At 65.3% G+C, this 16584-nt stretch carries 15 protein-coding genes; 3 read left to right on the forward strand and 12 right to left on the reverse strand.

Annotated features, from left to right (window positions below; all coding sequences use genetic code 11):
• Position 1: 1 nt before the first annotated feature.
• The 12 genes from KM135_RS02210 to KM135_RS02265 form a co-directional block, all read right to left on the reverse strand.
• Entirely contained in the window at positions 2–913 is a 912-nt protein-coding gene (locus KM135_RS02210) for an amidohydrolase family protein (RefSeq protein ID WP_221712259.1), read from the reverse strand.
• On the reverse strand, positions 913–1644 hold the full coding sequence (locus KM135_RS02215; RefSeq protein WP_221712260.1) for an SDR family NAD(P)-dependent oxidoreductase: 732 nt from the start codon (positions 1642–1644) through the stop codon (positions 913–915). Before KM135_RS02215 ends, KM135_RS02210 begins: the two co-directional genes overlap by 1 nt.
• Complete coding sequence (locus KM135_RS02220; RefSeq protein ID WP_221712261.1) at positions 1641–2498, reverse strand: fumarylacetoacetate hydrolase family protein; 858 nt, start codon at positions 2496–2498, stop codon at positions 1641–1643. Before KM135_RS02220 ends, KM135_RS02215 begins: the two co-directional genes overlap by 4 nt.
• 10 nt (positions 2499–2508) lie before the next feature.
• Positions 2509–3696 carry an L-rhamnonate dehydratase gene (gene rhmD, locus KM135_RS02225; RefSeq protein ID WP_246605660.1) on the reverse strand — a complete coding sequence of 396 codons (1188 nt, stop codon included), beginning with the start codon at positions 3694–3696 and terminating at the stop codon, positions 2509–2511.
• A 13-nt stretch (positions 3697–3709) separates the two neighbouring features.
• Positions 3710–5107 (reverse strand): glycoside hydrolase family 140 protein, encoded by a 1398-nt coding sequence (locus KM135_RS02230; protein ID WP_221712263.1) that lies wholly within the window; start codon positions 5105–5107, stop codon positions 3710–3712.
• 84 nt (positions 5108–5191) lie between these two features.
• The gene (gene glcF / locus KM135_RS02235) at positions 5192–6502 is read right to left on the reverse strand and encodes a glycolate oxidase subunit GlcF (RefSeq protein ID WP_221712264.1); all 1311 of its coding nucleotides are present in this window, start codon (positions 6500–6502) and stop codon (positions 5192–5194) included.
• A complete protein-coding gene (gene glcE, locus KM135_RS02240) occupies positions 6503–7636 on the reverse strand; it encodes a glycolate oxidase subunit GlcE (RefSeq protein WP_221712265.1) in 1134 nt (377 codons plus the stop codon). It lies immediately after the preceding gene.
• A gap of 1 nt (position 7637) precedes the next feature.
• A complete protein-coding gene (locus KM135_RS02245; RefSeq protein WP_221712266.1) occupies positions 7638–9131 on the reverse strand; it encodes an FAD-linked oxidase C-terminal domain-containing protein in 1494 nt (497 codons plus the stop codon).
• A 12-nt stretch (positions 9132–9143) separates the two neighbouring features.
• Positions 9144–9908, reverse strand: coding sequence for an L-rhamnose 1-dehydrogenase Lra1 (lra1, locus tag KM135_RS02250; protein WP_221712267.1), 765 nt, complete (start codon positions 9906–9908; stop codon positions 9144–9146).
• Positions 9905–11044, reverse strand: coding sequence for an FMN-dependent L-lactate dehydrogenase LldD (gene lldD / locus KM135_RS02255; RefSeq protein WP_221712268.1), 1140 nt, complete (start codon positions 11042–11044; stop codon positions 9905–9907). Before lldD ends, lra1 begins: the two co-directional genes overlap by 4 nt.
• Before the next feature lie 60 nt (positions 11045–11104).
• Positions 11105–12085, reverse strand: coding sequence for a sugar phosphate isomerase/epimerase family protein (locus KM135_RS02260; protein WP_221712269.1), 981 nt, complete (start codon positions 12083–12085; stop codon positions 11105–11107).
• A 25-nt stretch (positions 12086–12110) separates the two neighbouring features.
• Positions 12111–12884 carry a DeoR/GlpR family DNA-binding transcription regulator gene (locus KM135_RS02265; RefSeq protein WP_221712270.1) on the reverse strand — a complete coding sequence of 258 codons (774 nt, stop codon included), beginning with the start codon at positions 12882–12884 and terminating at the stop codon, positions 12111–12113.
• 371 nt (positions 12885–13255) lie between these two features.
• On the opposite strand from KM135_RS02265, the gene KM135_RS02270 reads away from it, so the two are divergent.
• From KM135_RS02270 to KM135_RS02280, 3 genes are read left to right on the forward strand one after another with little or no spacing between them, the layout of a single operon-like run.
• Positions 13256–14044 (forward strand): transketolase, encoded by a 789-nt coding sequence (locus tag KM135_RS02270; protein ID WP_246605662.1) that lies wholly within the window; start codon positions 13256–13258, stop codon positions 14042–14044.
• Positions 14041–15003, forward strand: coding sequence for a transketolase family protein (locus KM135_RS02275; RefSeq protein ID WP_343228126.1), 963 nt, complete (start codon positions 14041–14043; stop codon positions 15001–15003). Before KM135_RS02270 ends, KM135_RS02275 begins: the two co-directional genes overlap by 4 nt.
• Positions 15000–16484: an FGGY family carbohydrate kinase gene (locus KM135_RS02280; protein WP_221712272.1), complete on the forward strand. Its 1485-nt coding sequence runs from the start codon at positions 15000–15002 to the stop codon at positions 16482–16484. The genes KM135_RS02275 and KM135_RS02280 overlap by 4 nt, the downstream gene beginning before the upstream one ends.
• Positions 16485–16584: the final 100 nt, after the last annotated feature.

The raw sequence follows: 16584 nt of genomic DNA on the forward strand, positions 1-16584 counted from the left end.
CCTAGAGCGCCAGCCCCAGCCGGTAGATGCGGTTGGCATTGCCCGCGAACAGCGCCGCACGTTCGGTCTCCGAAAAGCCGATCGTGATCGCGCTATAGGTGTCCAGATGCTTGTCGAAGCTGCCGAACAGCTTGTCGGTCGGGAAATTGCTGGCGAACATCGCGCGGTCGGTGCCGAACAGGTCGATGGTCTCCAGCACATAGGGCCGTGCCTGCGCCGCGTCCCACGGGCGCCAGGTGAAGCCCATACCCGATATCTTGACCGCGACATTGGGCAGCGCCGCGAGCGCTGCCATGCCGCTGCGCCAGACCTCCCAGCCGTCCTCGTCGTTCGGGATGGCCATGCCGGTGTGGTCGAGGATGACCTGCGTGTCCGGATGCCGGGCGATCAGCGTCGCGAGATGCGCGAACTGGCCGGGATAGGCCTGGAGATCGAAGCTGAGGCCATAGCGGGAGAGCAGGCCGAAGCCGTGAATCCATGCGTCCGAGGTCGTGATGTCGCTCGCCGAGTAGCTGCGCTGCGGGTCAGGGTGCCAGTTGATGATGTGGCGGATGCCGCGCACGTTGCGATGTGCAGCCTGCGCTGCCAGCAACGGCTCCAGCTCCGGACTCTCGAGCGCCGCGAACGCGACGATGCCGCTCGGCATGCCGCGCGCGTCGGCCATGGCCTGCAGCCATTCGGTTTCCTTGAGCGCATCATCGGGATGCGCGCCCGCGTCGATATGCACGATGCCGCGCACATCCCAATTGCCGGCGTCGGCGAGATACTCGTCGAGGCCGTAATCGGACGCGATCGGCTCCACGCTGCCATTGGGCCCGTCATCGCTGAACGGCGGCATCAGCCACGGATAGCGCACATGCGACAGGTCCCACAGGTGGACGTGCGGATCGACGAAGACGGGGCGGTTGGTCATCAGTAGGTGGCTCGCCCGCCGGACGTGTCGAAGACGGCGCCGGTCGAGAAGCTGGCTTCCTCACTGGCGAGGAAACAGATCATCGCGGCATTCTCGTCCACCGTGCCGAAGCGGCCGATCGGGATCTTCGAGAGCATGAAGTCGATATGCGCCTGCGTCATCTGGTCGAAGATCGCGGTGCGCACGGCGGCCGGCGTGACCGCGTTGACGGTGATATTGTCCTTGGCGAGTTCCTTGCCCAGCGACTTGGTCATGCCGATCACGGCCGCCTTGGAGGTCGAATAGGCCGAGGCATTGGGATTGCCTTCCTTGCCCGCGACCGATGCGATGTTGACAATCCGGCCATAGCCGTTCGCCTTCATCAGCGGCACGACCGCCTTGTTGCAGTAGAAGGTGCCGTCGACATTGATCGACATCACCTTGCGCCAGGCGTCGCTCGGATAGGTCTCCAGCGTCGTGTTCGGTCCGGTGATACCGGCCGAGACCACGAGGATGTCGAGCCGGCCGAGCTTGGCCACCACGTCCTGCGCGGCGGCGATCACGGCCGCTTCGTCGGACTGGTCGACCTGCGCGGTATGCGCCGCGAAGGCGCAATCGGCGAGGGCATCGGGCGAGATGTCCCAGACGCTCACTTTCGCGCCTTCCGCCGCCAGTCGCTCGGCGGTTGCGCGGCCAATGCCGGCGGCGCCGCCCGTGATGACCGCGACGCGCCCCTCGAAGCGGCCGCTCACTGGCCGGCCTTCCAGGCGACGAAGTCCTGACGCTGGCTGCCGAGCTTCTCGATCCCGAGTTCGACCACGTCACCGGCCTTGAGGTAAACCGGCTCGGGCTTCTGGCCCATGCCGACGCCCGGCGGCGTGCCGGTCGTGATGATGTCGCCCGGCAGCAGGGTCATGATCTGCGAGAGATAGGAGACGATATGCGCGACGGAGAAGATCATCGTCTCGGTCGAGCCGTCCTGCTTGCGCGCGCCGTTGACGTCCAGCCACATGGAGAGCTGCTGCGGATCGCCGACCTCGTCCGCCGTGACCATCCACGGGCCGACCGGACCGAAGGTGGGGAAGCCCTTGCCCTTGTCCCAGGTCGCGCCGCGCTCGATCTGCCAGTGACGCTCGGAGACGTCGTTCACCACGCAATAGCCCGCCACATAGTCGAGCGCATTGGTTTCCTCGACATAGGAGGTAGCCGTGCCGATGACGATGCCGAGCTCGACTTCCCAGTCGGTCTTGAGGCTGTCGCGCGGGATGGTGACGGGGTCGTTCGGACCCTGGATGCAGCTCACCCACTTGTTGAACACGACCGGCTCGTCGGGGATCGGCAGGTTCGATTCCGCGGCATGATCGGCGTAGTTGAGGCCGATCGCGACGAAATGCCGCGTGCCGGTGACGCAGGGGCCGTAGCGCACGTCGCCGTCCACCAGCGGCAGCGAGGCTGGGTCGATCGCGGCGAGCTTCGCCAGCCCGTCCTTGCCCAGCTCGGCCGGGCCGATGTCGGCGACATGGCCGGAGAGGTCACGGATGCGGCCATCGGCGTCGATGATACCGGGCTTTTCGGCGCCAGCGGCGCCATAGCGGCAGAGCTTCATAGGTCAGTCCTCAGTTCGAATAGGGGCGGTGGAGAGCGATGTCGCGATTGAGCTCGACGCCGAAGCCCGGTCTGTCGAGTTCGCTCGCGCGGATCTTGCCGTTCACGGGCACGGGTTCGCCCAGCAGCTGCGGCGCGAACATGGGCACGACTTCGGTCGGCCCCGGATGCATCATCAGGAACTCGGCGAACGGCGAATTGTGGCGGGTGATCACGAAATGATAGCTGTAGACCGACGAGCCATGCGGGATCATCAGCACGCCCTTGCTGTCGGCATAATTGGCGATCTTGATGAGCTCGGTAACGCCGCCGCACCAGCCGACGTCCGGCTGGATGATGTCGCAGCACTCCATGTCCATCAGCATGCGGAAGCCCCAGCGCGTCGCTTCATGCTCGCCGGTGGTGACGAGCAGCCCTCGCGGCGCATTCTTCTTGAGCTCGGCATAGCCCCAATAGTCATCGGGGCTGAGCGCTTCCTCGATCCACTTGAGGCCGCATTCCTTGTAGGCGCGGTGGGCGAGGCGCGTGGCATAATCGATGTCGAGCGCCATCCAGCAGTCGTACATCAGCCAGAAGTCGTCGCCGCATTTGGATCGCATGTCGGCCAGCAGCGCGATGTTCTTCTCCATGCCTTCCAGCCCTTCGGCGGGGCCATGATGCAGCGGCAGCTTGCCGCCGATGAAGCCCAGCTCCTTGGCGACGTCCGGGCGCGATCCGGTGGCGTAGAATTGCAGTTCGTCGCGCACCGCGCCGCCGAGCATGTGATAGACCGGCTCATCGCGCAGCTTGCCGAGCAGGTCCCAGATGGCGAGGTCGACCCCGGAGATGGCGTTGATGACCAGACCCTTGCGGCCATAATATTGGGTCGAGAAATACATCTGGTCCCAGATCAGCTCATATTCCGCCGGGCTGCGGCCGATCAGAAAGCGCGAGAGATGCTTCTCGACGATGTAGCAGGCCGGCTCGCCGCCGGTCGTCACCGCGAAGCCGATCGTGCCGTCATCGGCTTCCAGTTCCACGACGAGCGTCCCGAGCACGTTGATGCCGAAGCTCTGTCGCGACTGGCGATAAGCGGGATATTTCGCCATTGGCGTGGCGATATGGTCGTCGATCCAGTGACCGGCGCCCTGGTCGTGATAGTCCGCGCCGCCGCCACGGACGGTGAAGGCGCGGACATGTTTGATCTTCGGCAGAGCCAAGGCGGTAGTTCCTTTATTCGGTCGCGGTGCGGCGGGCGTCGTCGAGCACCAGCACCCAGTCATTGCCCGGTGCGATCTCGCCCGGCGGATCGAAGCGGCGTGTGCCTGTGTTGGCGAACGTGCCGATCGGCGTCGTCTTGCCGTCGCGCGGCGAGTACCAGCCGGCGCGCACCTGCTTGCCGGCGATCGTGCCGAGCCGCATCGTGAACGGCCGCCCCGTATAGGTGTAGGCAAAGGCATAGCGCTTGCCCCGGCTCGCCAGCACGCGCTCGTAGCGCTCGCCATTGTCGGTGATCAGCGACTGATCCGGCACGCGCTCGAGCATCGGGCGTGCTTCGATCAGCGTGCGGACATGGCGCATCTGGTCCGCGCCGGGCGCGCGCGGCGCCTCCATGGCCTCGTACCAGGGAATGTCCGCCTCGAAATTCTTCGTGTCGGCGCCCGGCAGGAAGAACTGCATGATGTTATTCTCGCCATAGGTGTGGCCGAAGGCGCCGGCCATCACGGCCCACCAGGCATAGCGGCGCACGTCGGCCGCCAGCCAGCGCGGCTGCGGCGGCTTCTCGTGCAGGCCGTGCGGAATATTCTCGTAGGAAGGTTCGCCGTCGATCGTCGGCTTGGCGGGCAGCTTCACCCAGTCCTCGGCGACATAGCGCCAATTATCCTCGCCCTTAGCGTTCGCGCCTTCCTGCGCATAGGAGCGGTGGCCGGACTGGAACATGTTGAAGTCCAGCCATTTCGCGTCATGCCATTGCCACGATGAGTCCGTGCGGCCGATCGGGTGGAAGGTCATCAGCTGCTGCGGCGCGATCGACTTGATCGTCGTGCCGAGCGCATCCCATGCCGCGCTGTTCTGTTCGGAGCGGGTATCGCCGCCGTTCAGCCAGATGATGTTCGTCCGCTTGCCATAGCGCTCCGCCATGAAGCGGCCGTAGGTCGGCGCATTGGCGGGCGTGAGAATCTTGTTCATCGCGATGTCGCCCCAGACGGGCACCAAAGCGAGATAGAGACCAAGTTCTTCGGCCCGCGTGGCGACCCAGTCGAGATGATCCCAATAGTCATATTCCGTGCTCTGGGCGGGGTCGCTCCCCGGCGTCGTGCGCGGGCGGGCGGGATCACCGTCGATCAGCGCGGCCGATCCGTTGCGGCTCGTCATCTTCGGCGTGTGCAGCACCATCACCTGGATGACGTTGAAACCCTGACGCTGTCGGGTCTGGAGATATTTTTCCGTCTCGGCCCGGTCGAGCCGGCTGAGCAGCAGCCAGGCCGTGTCACCCAGCCAGAAGAAAGGCTTGCCGCCGGCAAGGAGATAATGACCACCGGGCGCGACCGACAGCGCCTGCGTCTCGGCCGCTGCGGGCATCGCCGCGATGGCGGCGAGCGCTGCGAGCGAGATCGAGCGGAGGTGCATTGTCCAGACGTCCTTCCCCTGAAAGCACGGGCCTTTGCGATGCCCGCGCCTGAGACGTCTCATTGTATAATATTATTAATTGAGTCAACCGCCGGCGCGTGCTGCATGCGCCTTTAATTGCTCCGGAGCGGGTCCGCCGGTGGCCCAATCGAGCAGTTCGACGGTATGGACTACGGGCACGCCGATGCGCGAACCGATCTGCATCGCGCAGCCGATATTGCCGGTCGCGATGACGTCTGCGTCGAGCTGGGCGAGATTGGCCGCCTTGCGATCGCCGAGCTGCCCGGCAATCTCCGGCTGGAGAATATTGTAGGTCCCTGCCGAGCCGCAGCAGAGATGCGCTTCGGCCGGCGTGCGCACGGTGTAGCCGGCGTTGACCAGGAGTCGCTTGGGGGCCTCGGTGACTTTCTGCCCGTGCTGCAGCGAGCAGGCGGCATGATAGGCCACTGTCAGCCCGCGTCCGTCGCCGACAGGCAAGTCGGCCTCGACCAGCCATTCGCTGATATCCCTGGCGAGCGCCGACACCTGCGCCGCCTTCTCCGCATAAGCGGGATCGTTGCGTAGCATGAAGCCATAGTCCTTGATCGTCGTGCCGCAGCCCGAAGCGGTGACGATGATCGCGGCCAACCCGCCCGTCTCGATCTCGCGCGTCCAGGCGTCGACGTTGCGCCGCGCGGCATTCAGGCCGTCTTCCTCGCGCCCCATATGATGGACGAGCGCGCCGCAGCATTGCTCGCCCGCCGCGAACACCACGTCATAGCCGGCGCGGTTGAGGAGACGGACGGCGGCTGCGCGAAACTCGGGTCGCAGCACGGGCTCGGCGCAGCCCTGCAACAGGGCCACGCGGCCTTTCGCGTGGGTTGCCTTGGATGGCTCCAGGCTTGCCTGCGGAGGCAGGCTTCTCGGGGCGAGGGCGAGCATCGCTGCAAGCGGCTTCAGCGCAGCAAACTTGGCAAACAGCGGTGCGAAAGGGCGTCCGAGGGCTGCGGCGCCCAGCGCGAGCCGGAAACGTCCCGGATTCGGCAGCACCCAAGCCAAAATGCTGCGCAACATTTTCTCGTGCCAGGGGCGGTCGTAGCGCTCGTGGATATAGGCGCGGGCATGATCGACGAGGTGCATGTAGTTCACGCCCGATGGGCATGTCGTCATGCAGGACAGGCAGGAGAGACAGCGGTCGATATGCTTGACCACCTTGGCGCTCGGCTGGCGCTCATTCTCCAGCATGTCCTTGATCAGGTAGATGCGGCCGCGCGGGCTATCGAGCTCGTCGCCGAGCAGCGCATAGGTCGGGCAAGTCGCCGTGCAGAAGCCGCAATGCACGCATTTGCGGATCACGCCTTCGGATGACGCCATGGCCGGATCGGCGAGCTGCTCGGGGGTGAATTGCGTTTGCATCTAGCTGTGGCCCCCGAACCGTCCGGTCTCGAATACCCCATTGGGATCGAAGGCACGCCGCACACGTGTTTCCAGCGCTGCAAGGGGCGCGGCTTGCGGATGAAGCGTCGGCACGGTCGCGCGCATCGCGGCATCGGCGCGGATCAGGGTCGCGTGGCCGCCCACCTTGCTTGCGGCGGCGCGGATTGCCTGCGAGTCGGTCGCACTCGCCAGCCAGATCAGGCCACCGGCCCAGTCGAACAGCCAGTCGGCGTCGCCAAGCGTCCTGACGACGGTCGCTGCTTCCTTCGCGGGCACGATGATCCGCCAAAGCGGCTTGTCGGAAGGCAGTGGGCTGGCGTGTCTTACGGCCTCCCAAAGAGCGGCGCCGTCTGGACCGTCGAGCGTATCGAGGCCGCCCAGCAAGCGAACCAGCGTCTCGGCCCGAGCGTCGATGGAGCTGGGAAAGCCGTCGAGCCGGATCGCGGTCAGCGCGTCCCCATTCCAGTTCGGAAGATGGGCCGCCGCCGAGACCTCGGCCGCCGATCCCAGCGCGCGCGCCAAGGCTACCACTGCCGCCGCAGGATCGAGGCCCCGTAGCACGAGCGTCCGCTGCTCGCGAGGTGCAGGCAGGACCTTCAGCGTCAGTTCCGTCATGGCCACCAGCCGGCCCCAACTGCCCGTGACCAGCTTGGGCAGATCATAGCCGGTGACGTTCTTGACGACCTTTGCCCCGGCGATGAAGCGTTCGCTGCGGCCCGAGACCCCCTCAAAGCCGAGCAGATGATCGCGCGCCGCGCCGCGGCTGAGGCGCGAGGGGCCTGAGACGCCCGCCGCGATCACGCCGCCGATCGTCGCTTGTCCCGGTGTTCCGCCAAGTAGCGCGGCATGATCGAACGGATCGAAGGCCAGCATCTGTCCTTCACCCGCGACCAGAGCCTGCACATCGACAAGCGGCGTGCCGGCGCGGACGGTCAGCACCAGCTCGGGCGGATCATAGTCGACCACGCCAGTGAAGCCGCGCATGTCGATGCGCGTCGCGTCGGGCGAGGGCGCGCCGATCGCATCCTTGCTGCCGCCTCCGCGCAGCATCAGCGGGGCGGTTGCAGCCGAGATTGCCTCGCACAGCTCATCTGTGGTGGCCGGTCGCAGCATCCTAGAAGCGCGGCAGATCGGGGAAAGGCACCTGTCCCTTGTGGACATGCATACGGCCAAGCTCGGCGCAGCGATGCAGCTCCGGGAACATCTTGCCAGGATTGAGCAACAATTCCGGGTCGAACGCGCATTTGACGCGCTGCTGGTGCGCGAGATCGACCTTGCTGAACATCTCCGGCATCAGATCGCGCTTCTCGACGCCGACGCCATGCTCGCCGGTCAACACGCCGCCAACCTCGACGCACAGCTTAAGGATATCGGCGCCGAACGCCTCTGCCTCGTCGAGCTGACCCGGCTGGTTCGCATCGTAGAGAATGAGCGGGTGGAGATTGCCGTCGCCGGCATGGAACACGTTGATGACGCCGAGGCCGTGATGATCCGACAGTTCGCGCATCCGCGCCAGCACATCTGGCAGGCGGCGGCGCGGGATCGTCCCGTCCATGCAGAGATAATCCGGCGCGAGGCGTCCGGCGGCGGGGAAGGCGGCCTTGCGTCCGGCCCAGAAGGCGAGGCGTTCGCTGTCGTCGCGCGAGGTTCGGACCGAGATCGCGCCATTGGCGCGCGCAATTGCCTCGACCTCGCCAAGGAGATGATTGCACTCCGCCGCTGGGCCATCGAGCTCGACAATGAGCAGCGCCTCGACATCGAGCGGATAGCCGACCTGCACGAACGCTTCGGCCGCATGGACGGCGGGCCGGTCCATCATTTCCATGCCGGCCGGGATGATGCCGGCCGCGATCACGTCGGCGACGCATTTGCCCGCGCCCTCGACGCTCGGGAAGCCGATGAGCAATGCGCGCGCCGTCTCGGGGCGAGGAAGCAGGCGCACGATCACTTCGGTGACGACGCCGAGCAGACCTTCCGATCCAACGATCAGCCCGAGCAGATCGAGGCCTGCCGGTTCCAACCCGCGCCCGCCGAGGCGGATGATCTCGCCCTCGATCGTCACCAGCTCGACGCCGAGCACATTGTTGGTGGTGAGGCCATATTTGAGGCAATGCACGCCGCCGCTATTCTCCGCGACATTGCCGCCGATCGTGCAAGCGATCTGGCTGGAGGGATCGGGCGCATAATAGAAGCCCTCGTCCTCGACGGCGCGGGTGATTGCGAGATTGGTGACGCCCGGCTGCACGACGGCGATCCGGTCGACATAATCGATATCGAGGACACGGTTGAACCGCGCCATGCCGAGCAGTACCCCGTCGGCCAGGGGCAGGGCACCACCCGAGAGAGATGTGCCGGCGCCGCGCGGCACGACCTTGACCTTATTGGCGTGGCACCAGGCGAGGATCGCCGCGACCTGCGCGGTCGTTTCGGGCAGCGCGACGACCATCGGCAGCTGGCGATAGGCGGTCAGCGCGTCCGTCTCATAGGGCCGCAAGCCATCCACATCGTCGATCACGCCTTCGCCCGGGACGATCGCGCGCATCGCAGCGACGATCTCGCCACGGCGGGCGAGCGTCTCTTCATCAGGCTTGGGCATGAGCAGCGACATTGACGTCGATGTCTATTGCAGGTTTACAAAAGCGCCGCCATCAACGAGCAGCGCGGCGCCAGTAACATAGGCCGCCATGTCCGAGGCGAGGAACACGATCGGCCCCGCCAGGTCCTCGGATTCGCCAAGTCGGCCGAGCGGGATGCGCGCGGTCATGCGATCGCGCTTGTCCTGATCGGCGAGGTCCTCCTTGTTGATCTCGGTCAGGATCGTGCCCGGCAGCACGGAATTGCAGCGTATGCCGTGCTTGCCGAGCGCGATCGCGGCCGACTGCATCAGGGAATGCACGCCGGCCTTGGTGGGGGTGTAGTGCGTCTGAAACTCGCCGCCGACGAGCGCCGAGATGGAGGAGACCGCGACGATCGCGCCGCCGTCGCCCTGCTTCACCATCTGGTTGGCGGCCGCCTGCACCATATAATAAGCGCCGTGCAGGTTGACGCGGAAGGTGCGGTCGACCGTCTCGACCGGCATGTCGAGAAAAGCGTGGAACGGGCAGATGCCGGCGTTCGAGACCATCACATCGACGCGCCCGAATGCCTCCACCGCCTTTGCGACAAAATCGGTCGCGGTCTCGGGCAGCGCAACGTCGCCCTTCACGGCGAGACCCCTCTGCCCGAGCGCCTTGATCTGCGCGATGCAGGAGGCGGCCTTGTCATCGCTCGAGGCGAAGTTGATCGCGACGTTCGCGCCATGCTGCGCCGCGCCAATCGCCGCCGCGCGGCCAATGCCGGTCGAGCCGCCGGTGATCAGCACGGTCCTGCCTTCGAGAAGTTTCATCGCACATCCTCTGCAAGGATCGAGCGGTCGATCGCATCGATCCGGTTCACGCCGGTCAGTGTCATCGCGACCGTCATTTCCTTGGCGATCAGCTCGAACAGCTTGGTGACGCCCGCCTCACCCTGCGCGGCGAGCGCGTAGACCCATGCTCGGCCGAGCAGGACGCCTTTGGCGCCGAGCGCCAGCATGCGCACGACATCGAGACCATTGCGGACACCGCCATCGGCCAGCACCGTCAGTCTGTCGCCGACCGCGTCGGCAATGGCGGGGAGGGCGCGTGCGGTCGACTTGACACCGTCGAGCTGGCGGCCGCCATGGTTGGAGACGACGATGCCATTGGCGCCGATCGCCGCCGCTTCTCGCGCGTCCTCCGGATCGAGAATACCCTTGATGACGAGCGGGCCGTCCCATTCGGCGCGAATCCAGTCGAGATCATGCCATTGGATCGACGGATCGAAGTTTGCGCCCAGCCAGCCCATATAGTCGTTTAGACCGCTCTTGTTGCCGAGCACGGGCTTCAGGTTGCCGAGCGTATGTGGCCGGCCCAGTAGGCCCACATCGAGCGCCCAGCGCGGATGCGTCATCGCCTGCAGTACGCGACGGAGCGGGGCATTGGGGCCGGACATGCCGGAATGCGCATCGCGATAGCGAGCGCCCGGCACCGGCATATCGACCGTGAACACCATCGCTTGCGCGCCGTTCGCCTTGGCCGTAGCGATCAGGTCACGCATGAACGCGCGGTCCTTGATGACGTAGAGCTGGAACCAGAAGGGGTGCGCAATCCGCGCCACATCCTCGATCGGGCAGATCGACACGGTCGACAGGCACAAGGGCACGCCGGCCGCCTTCGCCGCGCGGGCGGCCTGCAATTCACCGCGCCTTGCATACATGCCGCCGATCCCCACCGGGCCGAGCGCGACGGGGAGCGAGACTTGCCGACCGAACAGGGTCGTGCACAGATCGATCGACGCGACATCCTTGAGTACGCGCTGACGCAGTTCGATGCCGGCAAGGTCGCTCACATTGCGGCGCAGCGTCTCCTCGGCATAGGCGCCCCCATCGGCATAGTCGAAAAGGAAGCGCGGCAGCTTGCGCCGCGCGGCTTCCCGAAAATCCGTAGCGGATGAAATAATCATATTATTCGCCGTGACGCGCCATGGGCGTGCCGTCAAGAGGTGTGTCGGAGAGAATGCGCCTCAATAGGACGTGAACAGCGCTTCCCGTGCAAGCTTTAGTGCCGTAACGGCATCATGCGCGTCCTGCGCCTTCTGCATCGCATCGAAATCGAGCTTGTCGAGCGCCCGCTCGATGCCCTTGAGAAAGTCGATCGCGGAATTGGCGACCGCCACCGAATCCTCGCGGAACGGGAACTGGTCGAGCTGCCACACGCCTTCCCACTTGTTCTTGCGCAGCGTGTAGAAGAACTCGAACAGCTCGATCGGATGGACGGAACCGGCGATCAGATCGTCGTCCCAGCTGCGGAAATTGTCATTAACGTCCATCCCGAACAGCCGTCCATGATCGATGGCGAGCTGCGCCGCATCGGCCGGGCTTTCGCCGCCGTAGAGCGAGTGGCCGAAGTCGAGCAGGATGCCGACATTGGGCACGCCCATCTTCTCGATGCCGAGCAGGGTGCGCGCCACGCTGTCATAGCTCATGTGGACGCGCGGCTCGCGCGGCTTGTATTCGATGACGAAGTTGAGATCGGGATTCTGCCCGGCCAGTTCGGCGATGCCGTCGATCGAATGACGCCAGAGTTTTCCATGGTCGACCTGGAAGGGATAATCCCAACCGTCCTGCCCTGGCCAGAGCTTCACATAGCTGGCGTTGAAGCGGCGTACGACATTGGCCGCGTCGTTGACCATCTCGTTGGCGAGCTTGCGCACGCCCGGATCGGGGTTAGTGAAGGCGCCCTTGGCGAACTGGCGCGTGTAGATTTCCGGCGTGATGCCGATGACGGAGAGGTTGTTGCGCTTCAGCGCGTCCTCGACCTTCTCGAACGAGGTTTCGCCGCCGGGGAAGGGGTAGTTGATGTCCACCACGGAGAGGTCGTTCACCTGCCCGGCGAGGTCGATCATCTCGATCAGCGTGCGGGGAGGGCCGTAGCCGTCGGTCGCATAGCGGTCCACGTAGGTCGCGAAGTGCCAGATGCCGGCACCATATTTCTGATTGCTCACGGTCATTCTCTCCTGTGAGGAAATGTCAGGCGACGATCACCTGCACCCCGATGGCTTCGATCGCGGCGCGATCCTCGGGTTTGATGCCGTCGTCGGTTATGAGGACATGGACGAGATCGAGTCCGCCCAGGGACGAGAAGGAGCGCACCCCGATCTTGCTCGAATCGGCGACCAGATAGACGCGCTCGGCCGCCTCGATCATGGCGCGCTTGACCGCGATGTCGGACAGTGCCGGGTAGGTGAGCCCCGCCTCCAGATCGAGTGCGGCCGTGGCCAGGAACAACTTCCGGACGAACAGGCCCTTGAAATAGTCGGCCGAACGCTCGCCGCTAAGCGACAGGGTCGGCGCCTTGAAGTGGCCGCCAGTCATATGCACTTCGAAACCCGACTCCGCGCCGAGCATCAGCGCGATGTTGAGCGCATTGGTGATGACGGTCATGTCGCGACGGGTGAGCAGATTGGCGGCGACCTCCGTAGTGGTCGAGCCGGAATCGAGCACGATGGTTTCGCCGTCTCCGACAAGCTGCGCTGCGGCGCGGCCGATGCGCTGCTTCGCATCCATATTGTCCCGGTGCTGCAGGGCCATTTCGCGCACTTGCTGCGGCACGGACTTCAGGAAGGCGCCGCCATGCTCGCGAGTGATGTAGCCTTCCGCCTCCAGCTTCTCGAGATCCTGACGGATCGTGACTTCAGAGACGTTGAAGGCGTCGGCAAGTGTCCGCACACGCGCGCTGCCTTCTTCCTGGAGCCAGTCCAGCACTTTTCTGCGACGGGTTTCGGCGAGGAGACGGGTTCTCATTGAGGCGAGCTCGCTTGATGATCGGTCCGACAAAGACCGAAAAACAGGGTCGCCGCCGTTGTACAATCGCGTGACAAGCACTTGGCAAGACCTTTCAACGCGCATCCTCTCGGGGTGCCGCACCTCGGACAGGGCGGTCGTGGCTTCATCAGGTATCGCTCAGTTACGTATTTTGTCAATTTTTATGAGATGGCTTTAGAAACGAAAATAATCGAAAGCAAAATTCTTGCGAAACAGGAAAGGGTCGGTTAGTTGTGGCGCTAAGAGAGAGGGTGATGGGCAGTCCGCATATGTCAGATTCGGCCATTTCGGCGAATGCACGCGATTCGTTCGCCAAGCGGGCAGAGCATGTCCGTGAGCGGGCGAATTGGATGCGCCGTCGGCTGCTGAAGATGATTGTTGATGCCGGTCAGGGTCACCCTGGCGGTGACCTTTCATCCGCAGATATCGTGGCTTCGCTCTATTTCGATATTCTTCGGATCGACCCAAAAGATCCTGCCGCTCCCGGACGGGATCGCTTCGTGCTGAGCAAGGGGCATTGCACCGGCGTGCTGTACACGGCGCTGGCCGCCTCGGGCTTCTTTGCCGAAGCCGAACTCGACACCTATCTGAAGCCCGAGTCGCGGCTCAACGGTCATCCGAACAGGGCCTATCTCCCCGGTGTCGAAACCAACACCGGCCCGCTCGGCCATGGCTTGCCCGTGGGTGTCGGCATCGCGGTGGCGGGGCAGATAGACAATGCCGCCTATCGCGTGTTCGTCCTCACCGGCGACGGCGAGCTTCAGGAAGGCAGCATGTGGGAAGCCGCGATGTTCGCTGGCCACCGCGAACTCGGCAACCTGACCGTGATTGTCGATCGCAACCGGCTTCAGCAGGGCGCGCGCACCGAAGAGACCAATTCGCTGGAGCCGCTCGGCGACAAATGGCGCGCTTTCGGCTGGCAGGTCGTCGAGGTCGATGGCCATGATCATGCTGCCTTGCTCGCGGCGTTCGATGCCGCTGCCGAGCCGCGCACGAAGCCGCGGGTGATCATCGCCAATACGTTCAAGGGCCAGGGCGTCAGCTTCATGCGGGATCAGGCCGGCTGGCACCACGGGGTGCCCAATGCGGAGCAATATGCCCAGGCGATTGCCGAGCTGGACGCGGAGATGGGCAAGTGAGCGCCGCTGTGCCCGTCATCGCCGGCATGTTCGATTGTCGCGATGCCTATGTCCGTGCCGTCGAGGAGTTGGCGGAGGGCGACGATCGCATCGTCGCGGTGGTCAATGACTCGGTCGGTTCGTCGAAGCTGGGCAAGTTTCGCGAGCGCTTCCCGACGCGCCTCATCAATGTCGGCATTGCCGAGCAGAATATGGTCAGCGTCGGCGCCGGTCTCGCCAATGGTGGCAAGATCCCGTTCGTAAGCGGCGCCTCCTGCTTCCTGACGGCGCGTGCGCTGGAGCAGATCAAGGCGGACTGCGCCTATAGCGAACAGAATGTGAAGCTGTGCGGCATCTCGTCGGGCGTTGCCTATGGCGAGCTCGGCGCCACGCATCACAGCATCGAGGACATCGCCTGGCTGCGCGCCATCGACAAGCTGACGGTCATCGTGCCTGCCGATCCGTGGGAGACGGCGGAAGCGATCAAGGCGGCCGCGGCGCTTGACGGCCCGGTCTATGTCCGCATCAGCCGCATGCCTGTCCCCGCGATCGAGCGGCCCGAGGGCGCCCGCTTCGCGATCGGCAAGGCCGAGACGCTGCGTGATGGCGACGACGTCGCGATCATCGTCAACGGCACACTCGTGCATCGCGCGCTCGACGCGGCCACGGCGCTGGCGGGTGAGGGCATCGCCGCGCGCGTGATCAACATGGCGACGATCTCGCCGCTCGACGTCGAGGCGATCGCTGCAGCCGCCGCAACGGGCGCGATCGTCACGGCCGAGGAAGGGCTGGCGACCGGCGGCCTTGGCGGCGCGGTTGCGGAATATTGCGCCGAGAACAGCCCGGTCCGCATGAAGATGCTCGGTTTTCCGGGCTTTCTTCCCACCGGTTCGGCGAAGTGGCTGATGGAGCGCTACGGCCTCACCGCTGACGGCATCGCCTCGGCCGCGCGCACTCTGGTTGCGGGCAAGCGCTCATGACCGGGCAGTTCGTCCTCGCGATCGATCAGGGTACGACCAACACCAAGGCGTTGCTGGTTGCGCCCGATGGTTCGGTCCGCCTGTCGCGCTCGCGGGCGATGAAGATCGACTATCCGCATCCCGGCTGGGCCGAGCAGTCGGCGTCGGACATTTGGGAATCGGTCGCCGCGCTCATCGCCGAGATCGCTGCCGCCGCCAATCCGGCCGACATCGTCGCGGTCGCGATTTCCAACCAGCGCGAGACGATCGTGGTCTGGGACGCGGAGACGGGCCGCCCCATCGGCCCGGCCATCATCTGGCAGTGCCGCCGCTCGGCTGATCGCTGCAATGCGTTGCGGGCTGCGGGGCATGAGGCAGAGATTGTCGCGCGCTCGGGTCTGGGCATCGATCCGCTGTTTCCCGCCGCCAAGATTGCGTGGTTGCTCGACGAGACGCCGGGCGCGCGCGCGCGGGCCGAGCGCGGCGAGCTCAAGTGCGGTACGATCGACAGCTGGCTGCTCTGGAACCTGACCGGCGGCGCTGTGCATGCGACCGACCATGGCAATGCCTCGCGCACGCAGCTGTTCAATCTCGATACCCTGTCCTGGGACGCCGAACTGGCCCGGCTGTTCGACGTTCCGCTCGCGCTGTTGCCCACGGTCATGCCGTCCGATACGCGCTTCGGCACCGTCGCGCCCGGCCTGACGGCGCTGGGTGACGGGACGCCAATTCAAGCGATGATCGGTGACAGCCACGCGGCCCTGTTCTCGCATACGGCGAGCGGCGCGCGTCTCAAGGTAACGATTGGCACCGGCAGCTCGTTGATGACCGCGACGGAAGGCCGGGTGCATTCCTCGCACGGCCTGTCGAGCACGATCGCCTGGAGCCAGGGCGCCGCCGTGCAGCACGCGCTCGAGGGCAATATCTCGGTCTCCGGCCACGCGGCTTCGTTCGCCACGGCTTTGCTCGGGCTCCCGGACGAGGAAGCGCTGACCAGCCTGGCGGCAAGTGTCGAGGACAGCGGCGGAGTCGTGTTCGTGCCTGCGCTCGCGGGCCTCGGTGCGCCGCACTGGCGCAGCGACGCGCGTGGCGAGATCACCGGCCTGTCGCTCGGCAGCAGCCCGGCTCATGTTGCTCGCGCGACGATCGAGGCGATTGCGCTGCAGATCGGCGATGTCGTTGCCGCGCTCGATGCCGATCTCGGCGCGACCTTGCCCGAGCTATCGGTCGATGGTGGCGCCGCGCGGAACGATTTGCTGATGCAATTGCTCGCCGACCTGCTCGACCGCGAGATCGTGCGGCCTGCCATTGCGGAAGCAAGTGCCCTTGGCGCGGCACGCCTGGCCCGCGAGGCGCTGGGCCTCGCGACCGCTGGCGGCAATCCGGTTCAATCAGAGCGCTTCGCGCCGGCCATGTCGGCCGAGCAGCGTGCGCGCGTTGTGCGCCGCTGGCGCGATGCTGTGGCGCGCGCCGTGCGCGACGCCGCGCAAGGAGGAACGTGACGATACGGCGGGGCCGTACCGAGGAACGTGTGGTGTCCGGTGGACACATAAGAACATGGGAAAGGGAGTGGATGATGAGGATTTCCAGAACATCGCGTCC

The sequence above is a fragment of the Sphingobium xanthum genome (assembly GCF_019737615.1).
GTDB lineage: Bacteria > Pseudomonadota > Alphaproteobacteria > Sphingomonadales > Sphingomonadaceae > Sphingobium > Sphingobium xanthum.

What these genes read in the sequence shown, in the direction of transcription:
- KM135_RS02245 (WP_221712266.1), bottom strand. Translation starts at nt 9,131, where the DNA reads ATGTCGCTGCTCATGCCCAAGCCTGATGAAGAGACGCTCGCCCGCCGT.
- glcF (WP_221712264.1), bottom strand. Translation starts at nt 6,502, where the DNA reads ATGCAAACGCAATTCACCCCCGAGCAGCTCGCCGATCCGGCCATGGCG.
- KM135_RS02265 (WP_221712270.1), bottom strand. Translation starts at nt 12,884, where the DNA reads ATGAGAACCCGTCTCCTCGCCGAAACCCGTCGCAGAAAAGTGCTGGAC.
- KM135_RS02280 (WP_221712272.1), top strand. Translation starts at nt 15,000, where the DNA reads ATGACCGGGCAGTTCGTCCTCGCGATCGATCAGGGTACGACCAACACC.
- KM135_RS02230 (WP_221712263.1), bottom strand. Translation starts at nt 5,107, where the DNA reads ATGCACCTCCGCTCGATCTCGCTCGCAGCGCTCGCCGCCATCGCGGCG.
- KM135_RS02210 (WP_221712259.1), bottom strand. Translation starts at nt 913, where the DNA reads ATGACCAACCGCCCCGTCTTCGTCGATCCGCACGTCCACCTGTGGGAC.
- glcE (WP_221712265.1), bottom strand. Translation starts at nt 7,636, where the DNA reads ATGCTGCGACCGGCCACCACAGATGAGCTGTGCGAGGCAATCTCGGCT.
- KM135_RS02220 (WP_221712261.1), bottom strand. Translation starts at nt 2,498, where the DNA reads ATGAAGCTCTGCCGCTATGGCGCCGCTGGCGCCGAAAAGCCCGGTATC.
- lra1 (WP_221712267.1), bottom strand. Translation starts at nt 9,908, where the DNA reads ATGAAACTTCTCGAAGGCAGGACCGTGCTGATCACCGGCGGCTCGACC.
- lldD (WP_221712268.1), bottom strand. Translation starts at nt 11,044, where the DNA reads ATGATTATTTCATCCGCTACGGATTTTCGGGAAGCCGCGCGGCGCAAG.
- KM135_RS02270 (WP_246605662.1), top strand. Translation starts at nt 13,256, where the DNA reads ATGCGCCGTCGGCTGCTGAAGATGATTGTTGATGCCGGTCAGGGTCAC.